The following is a 7485-nucleotide window of genomic DNA, read 5'->3' on the forward strand; positions in this document are numbered from 1 at the left end:
AATATACGTTGATAATCCTTTAGATGAGATAGCTATTGAATGTGGTCCTGATTTGATATGACCAATAGTCAAAATCCCTTTTTCATCTGTTTTCCCCTTAAATGGTTCCCCTTTATCAATCGTATACACCACTTCACTATTAGCGACAATCTCTCTGCCTTTTTTGATTGTTATAGCTGCAGTATAAGGATAGTACACATGAAAAGTAACTGCCCTTGACCTACTTTTGCTTACCGGATAGTAAAAAACTCCATCCCCCGCTTTGGTCAACTTTGTAATGTACTCTTCAAATATTATATCCAATGAAGCACCTTCACCAATATTAGTTAGGCTTTTTAGCATTGTATAGCCATCTCCACCGGCTGTTTCAAAATTATTTGAAGCAAGTACGATTTTTGTCGTAGTGTCTGAACGATTTAATACTTCGCCATCTGACCCTTCTGCATCAAGTAAAATGATTTTAGTGACCCGTTCCCCTTTTGTAAACGGCTTTGTAGTGTCTGTCGTATTGGCAGCGGTTTTCGATGGATCAAATTCAAATCGCATTCCTGAAATTTGTGGATACCTTCCATCCACACCGGTAATAAACCCAGTTTTCGGATTAACGCTCTCTATTTTTGAAACACCATTTTCCAGTACATCATATAAAATAGCAGGACTAACTTCTTTGAGAAATAAAATATTACCAAAAGGGAGGGTTGAAATGACTTGTCCTCGGTTAATAATACCCTCAGGTATCGAATCGCGTATGCCTCCCCCATTTATCAAGGAGACAATCGGCTGGTTTTCATAACTGGATTCTTTAACCTGTGACGAAGCAGACCAAACCATTGAATCCGCAATCAAATCTCCTAGGTTAGTTTCACTAATCCTGCCGATAGCAATCCCATTTACTGTCGCACCCCAAAGAGGGGTTTCAGTTCGGCCAACAACTTGATTAAAGCTCGTACCTTGTGATTCACTGATTTTTTTAGTGAAGTTAGCCACTTCGACTTCAGACTTGTAGGTCAAAGATTCTGTTTTAGATATCAAGGTTTCTTTTGCTTCGACTATTTCATCATTTTTTAGAGTAATGTCCACTTTGCCTACATTTGCACTTGCACTGCCGGTTTGAGCAATCAATGTTCCATTCACATGCTCATTAATGAGAGTATGACTGTGACCATCCAATAAAACATCAATTCCATCTACTTCAATTGCAACATCTTCACTTTTCAATTTACTGGAAGTTTCATTACCTATATGAACAATACCGACAATAACATCTGCTCCTGCTTTTTCTAACTTGTCGACCTGATTTTGTGCAGTTTTTAAAGGATCTTCAAATGTAACTCCCTTCACATTATTCGGGTTAGTTTTATACGCGGTTTCTTGAGTGGTAATTCCAAAGAACCCTACTTCTACTCCATTAATTTCTTTAATGAAGAACGCCCCGTTATTTCCGTTTATACCTGCAAGAAGTGGTTTGCCCCTATATATCGTGTTGGCTGAGATAACAGGAAATTTAGCAAGTGCCACATTCTTTAACACTTGTTCCAAGCCAAAATCAAATTCATGATTCCCCAAAGCCATACCATCATAACCAGCTGCATTCATTAAGGCAATCACATCTTTACCTTTTCTTAAATTAGCAAAAGGAAGGCCCTGGGTTGCATCCCCAGCATCAATCAGCAGAGAATTCGATTCCATATTTTTCATACTTGCAATAATATCAATACCAATCTGATTCGAATTATTCAGCAAATGGCCATGCATGTCATTGGTGTGAAAAATCGTGATTTGCTTGATTCCATTCTCTGCTGTTGCCACCAGCACATTATTTGGTAATAACGAAAAAACGATTACCAATGAACTAAGCATAGAAAAGGTGTACAAAATTGATACCTTCAACCCAGATCCCCCCTTATTCATCATTTCAGTTCATTAAAGAACAACCAACCTTCTTAAATTAGGAATATTATTATTTATTGCCTTTAATTAAAAAAATAATAAGTTCTATAACGATAGGAAAATAATGTGAAACGGTGATGGTTTTCGTATTCCTGAAACATGCCTTGTGTGATTTCCTAAAGATAAGAGTTTCAAGGTCTAAGAACAATATCCGTCTAAAGTTAGACAATAACAAAACCTTGAGTACACAAGATATACTTTGGGATTTTTTCGTAATTTCCCAAGATTTCAAGGAAGAAAGAATCAGGAAAATTAGAGCGCAGATTGCATCTGACTTTCCTATAAATTGGTGATATAAATCATATAACCCTACAATTTTTAGTGCATTCTAGTTTCTCATCACTCCTCTAGTACTTTTCAAGGAACGGAGATAACATACTTTTATATACAAAAAAGGAACAGAAGAAAAATAGATTCTGTTCCCACTGTTTATTAATATTTTTTACAGTTCAGCTAATACTTGCTTTACCGTCATTACAATAAAAGAAAAATCCTCTTCAGTAATACTTAACGGAGGTGCAAGCGTCAGGACATTATTGTAACCAGCAACGGTATCACCATTCTTGCCGATGATGAGTCCTTTATTTTTGCACGATGCAATTACTTTATTGATTTTGGAAATATCAATCGGTTGTTTTGTTTGTTTATCTTCTACAAGTTCAATTCCAACCAACAAACCTTTGCCACGGACATCTCCAACATTTGGATGAGACTTAATTTCATCTAATTCTTGTAGCAAACGAAGACCTAAATCTTTGGACCGTTCAATTAGTTTCTCATTTTCATATATCTCCATATTTTTCAAAGCCAAGGCACAGGAAGCAGGATTGCCACCAAATGTATTTACGTGTCGGAAGCGGTCATATTCTTCGGAACCAGCGTACGCTTCATAAATTTCACGTTTTACAGCTGTAGCGGAAAGCGGCAGGTAAGCGCTAGTAATCCCTTTTGCCATCGTAATGATGTCTGGTTGAACATCATAATTCATAAATCCAAACTTCTTCCCAGTACGGCCAAAACCGCAAATAACTTCATCTGAAATAAGAAGAACTCCATTTTTCTCACAAATTTCTTTAACCCTTTTCATATATCCATCAGGAGGCATCAGAATCCCTCCGCCAGTAATAATTGGTTCCATAATAACTGCCGCTACCGTTTCACTTAATTCCCATGTAATGGCACAATCAATTTCCGCAGCACTTTTTTCACCGCTTTCGTCTTCTGGATTTCGGTATAAATCAGGAGGTGAGACATGAAGAAACCCTGGCGCAAGTGGTTCATATTTATACTTCCGTTGTGCCTGCCCAGTCGCTGCAAGCGCTCCCATTGAATTTCCATGATAAGCACGATAACGGGAAATGAATTTATAGCGTCCATGTTCACCCTTTTGCTGATGATACTGACGGGCAATTTTAAAAGCGGTTTCATTTGCTTCTGAACCACTGTTCGAGAAGAAAATTACATAATCTCCTCCCAGCCAATCATTTAACTTCTCAGCAAGTCTAATAGCGGGAATGTGACTGTTTGTTAAAGGAGAATAAGGAAGTTCCTTCAACTGCTCGTAAGCTGCTTCTGCTAGTTCTGTCCGTCCATAACCAACATTGACACACCATAATCCTGACATCCCGTCAAGATAACGATTTCCATCAACATCCGTGATCCATGCCCCTTCCCCTTTTTGAACGACCATTGTCCCAGGATTCGGTCCAGCTCCTTTCATATGATGCCAAACATATTTTTCATCTATCGTCTTAAGATCTTGACCTTGTTTTTYAACCTGCATAATCCCCACTCCTCTTATAATTGTATAAAGGAAGGCCGACCATAAATAGCGTCGACCTCCTTTCTATATCAGTATCTTGCTGTTAGCATTTTTTTCCTTGTGTAAAATTCTACGCCGTCTCTTCCATTTGCATGCAGGTCTCCATAAAATGAGCTTTTATAGCCGGAGAATGGAAAGAACGCCATCGGAGCAGGTACACCAAGATTCACCCCTAGCATTCCAGCATCAATTTCTTCACGGAATTCACGGACAGCTTTCGCGCTATCTGTATAGAGACAGGCACCATTAGCAAATTCGGATTGGTTAGTTAATTCAATTGCTTCCTCAAGTGTATTAACCCGCACTATTGATAAAACAGGAGCAAAAATTTCATCCTTCCAAATTTTCATATCTGTTTTAACATGATCAAATAATGTTGGTCCTACATAATAGCCGTTTTCCTGATCACCTTCATTTCGACCGTCACGAAGGAGAACCGCCCCTTCTTTTTCACCAATCTCAATATATTGTTCCGTCCTCTTTTTATGAGTATCACGAATGACTGGGCCAAGGAAAACTTCTTTATCCATTCCATTCCCAATCTTGATTTCATCAGCTGCTGCCTTTAATCTTTCTACAAGCAGATCTCCCACTTCTCCTACTGCAACAACTACTGAAGCGGCCATACAGCGCTCACCTGCAGATCCGAAAGCAGCGTTGGTAATGTTGGTTACTGCATTATCCAGATCTGCATCAGGCATTACAATTGAATGATTTTTTGCTCCTGATAAAGCCTGAACGCGTTTTTTATTAGCAGCTGCTGTTTTATATACATACTCAGCAACTGGCTGGGAGCCAACAAAAGATACTGCTTTAATGTCTTCATGCTCCAATATCCCATTCACCACATCGTGTGCCCCATGGACAATATTTACAACACCATCTGGAACACCTGCTTCTGTTACTAACTCAACAAGACGGTTGGCTAGGAGAGGCGTTCTTTCAGAAGGTTTTAGAATAAATGTGTTTCCACARGCAATCGCAAGYGGGAACATCCAACAYGGMACCATCATTGGGAAGTTAAATGGAGTAATGCCTGCTACTACTCCCATTGGATAACGGTACATGCCCGATTCAATACCCGGAGAAATATCCGGAAGCTGGCTGCCCATCATTAAGGTTGGCGCACCTGCAGCGAATTCCACACATTCAATGCCACGTTGAACTTCACCATATGCTTCTGTATAGCTTTTTCCATTTTCAATGGTGACGAGCTTCGCAAGCTCATCCCAGTTTTCAATCAACAATTGCTGGTAGCGAAATAAGAAGCGAGCTCTTTTAGGTACAGCTACCTTTTTCCATTCTTTATAAGCATTTTTTGCCACCCGAACTGCTTGATTGACATCTTCTTTTGTGGAAAGCGGTACAATCGCCAACACTTCTCCTGTTGCCGGATTAGGCACCTCTTCATGTTTTGAGGTTGTGGATTCTACCCACTTGCCACCTATATAATTTTTCAACGTTTCTACATCATTAATAACTGCCATTAAGACACCCTCCATTTCAACCCGATTTCATAGTTTTATTATATTTTTTAAACGGACTTTTTACATTAGACGTTTTGTATAGTTTTTGAATGATTATTTGCACATTTTGTTTGTTTTTAAATTTCATATCTTCAAAGAGCCAGGGAATATTCCTCGTCAAAATTTGCGAGAGCTAGAAATGCAAATTGAAGGCTGTCAGTTTCCTTTCTATTATTCTTGATAAAATGGGAAATGAGTGTTTTCCAGAATTTTCACATAGACGGAAACAGTGAGTAACCTAAGATTTGGTTTGACTTCTTCAACATTTATAAGTCCATCCCTTTAAAAGTACAGCAACCCTTATAGATTTTTCGTAATCCTTTCATTCATGTATGATTATTTAATAATTGAATATAATTTCAGGTCCTCATGCTTACCTTTAACAAACATACCTTTTCGCAAAATACCTTCAAAAGACATTCCAGACTTTTGCATGACCCGTTCTGAACCAAGATTATCCACAAAGCAGCGGGCCTGAATACGAACAAGATTCATATTTTCGAAACCAAACTCTATTACCTTTTTGGCAGCCTCCGTTATCATGCCATTTCCCCAATATTGTGGAGCAAGGACATACCCTATTTCAGCGATTTGATGATTCAAATGCCATGAAACAAAGTCGATAGTACCAATAAACTCACCATTGTCCTTGTATTCAATTCCCCATGGAGCAAGCTTATTATCTTCATAATTCTGTAACACGAATTGGATAAAATCTTTTGTATCAGATAGTGAACGATGCGGTTCCCACGTGACAAAACGAGATACTTCACTATCGGAAGCATATGCATACATATCTTCAGCATCCTTCATAGTGATTTTCCTCATAATTAAACGTTCTGTTTCTAAAGTTGGTAGCTGCCCATATATATCCTTCACCTTCATGATTACACCCCATCCTTGTTAGATATTTGTATTATATCAAGATTGCTTAGTAATCACTGTTTCCAATTGAATTATTCTCAAAACTTACGTATAATTCAGAAAAATGATAGAGGATGATGATTATGCCAAATAAAAAACTCATTATTACCCAAAACCTGAATGAACATTTATTGCAGCAAGTTAAAGGATTGATTCCCGATTGGACTGTAATTAGTGGAAGAGCCCCTGCAATATGGCAGGATCATATAAACGATGCGGAAATAATCGCTGGCTGGAAATCAGAAATGTACGAATCTATATTATATGAAGCAAGTGAATTGAAATGGATCCAGACATGGAGTGCTGGAGTGAATGCTTTGCCACTGGAAAAATTAGAACAAAAGAATGTGCAGATTACGACTGCAAATGGTGTCCATGCATATCCCATTTCAGAGACCATTTTCGCCCTAATGCTCGCCTTTACAAGAAAAATAGATACATATGTTAAGCAACAGCAGGAAAAGACTTGGCACCACGCTGATATGAAGCAGGAAATTCACGAAAAGACTATAGGCATCATTGGGGTTGGAAAAATCGGGAAGGAAACAGCTAAAATTGCCAAGGCTTTTGGAATGACCGTATTAGGGGTTCGTCATTCTGGTAAACCAGAAGAATATGTCGATGAGATGTTCACCCAGAAACAATTGAATGATCTTCTCCCTAAGTGTGATTATGTTGTCGTGACATTACCTTTGACTCCAGAAACACAGGATATGTTCGGCACAAACGAATTCAAGTTAATGAAGCCTTCCGCTTTTTTCATTAATATTGGAAGAGGATCTCTCGTTGTTCAAAATGAATTGATTCAAGCGCTTAAGGACAAGCAGATTGCAGGTGCAGGACTAGATGTGTTTGAAACTGAACCACTTCCGGAAAGTAGCCCTTTATGGGAAATGAACAATGTCATCATCACGCCACACACATCCGGAAACACTGAATATTACGACAAACGATTGATTGAAGATATTTTCATTCCCAATTTGAGGAACTATCTCAACGGTAAAAACCTTACAACAAATTTACTTAATTACAAGAAAGGATATTAACGAATCTTCATAGCAATTTCACAAAAAATAATCTTACTATGTTAGCTTGCAGATTCCGACATTATCTGTTATATTTAATAAGAATTATTTTTGTTCGGGAAGATTGATAAGTGAAACACTTTTCGTCTGAAGATTGAGCAAGGGTAGTAACACATTGTGTGGATTCACACTAGGAGGCAACAACAATGGAACAAGGTAAAGTGAAATGGTTTAACGC

5 protein-coding genes are annotated in these 7485 nt (G+C 38.3%); 1 reads left to right on the forward strand and 4 read right to left on the reverse strand.

Translation table 11 applies throughout. The features are described from left to right. The 4 genes from AC1DUW_RS17245 to AC1DUW_RS17260 form a co-directional block, all read right to left on the reverse strand. A partial coding sequence (locus AC1DUW_RS17245) for a bifunctional metallophosphatase/5'-nucleotidase (RefSeq protein WP_477643050.1) occupies window positions 1-1890 on the reverse strand: 1890 nt, incomplete at its 3' end. Between the two features lie 502 nt (window positions 1891-2392). After that, a complete protein-coding gene (locus AC1DUW_RS17250; RefSeq protein ID WP_477643051.1) occupies window positions 2393-3733 on the reverse strand; it encodes an aminotransferase in 1341 nt (446 codons plus the stop codon). A 68-nt stretch (window positions 3734-3801) separates the two neighbouring features. After that, a complete protein-coding gene (locus AC1DUW_RS17255; protein ID WP_053346396.1) occupies window positions 3802-5259 on the reverse strand; it encodes a CoA-acylating methylmalonate-semialdehyde dehydrogenase in 1458 nt (485 codons plus the stop codon). Between the two features lie 375 nt (window positions 5260-5634). Beyond that, window positions 5635-6183, reverse strand: coding sequence for a GNAT family N-acetyltransferase (locus AC1DUW_RS17260; RefSeq protein ID WP_053346397.1), 549 nt, complete (start codon window positions 6181-6183; stop codon window positions 5635-5637). Window positions 6184-6305: 122 nt separating this feature from the next. Between AC1DUW_RS17260 and AC1DUW_RS17265 the strand changes: the two genes are divergently transcribed. Beyond that, complete coding sequence (locus AC1DUW_RS17265; protein ID WP_477643052.1) at window positions 6306-7268, forward strand: D-2-hydroxyacid dehydrogenase; 963 nt, start codon at window positions 6306-6308, stop codon at window positions 7266-7268. Window positions 7269-7485: the final 217 nt, after the last annotated feature.

It is taken from the genome of Peribacillus sp. P4_C12 (genome assembly GCF_056402095.1).

Coding starts and splice junctions, on each gene's coding strand:
- AC1DUW_RS17260 (WP_053346397.1), bottom strand. CDS start 6,183: ATGAAGGTGAAGGATATATATGGGCAGCTACCAACTTTAGAAACAGAA.
- AC1DUW_RS17265 (WP_477643052.1), top strand. CDS start 6,306: ATGCCAAATAAAAAACTCATTATTACCCAAAACCTGAATGAACATTTA.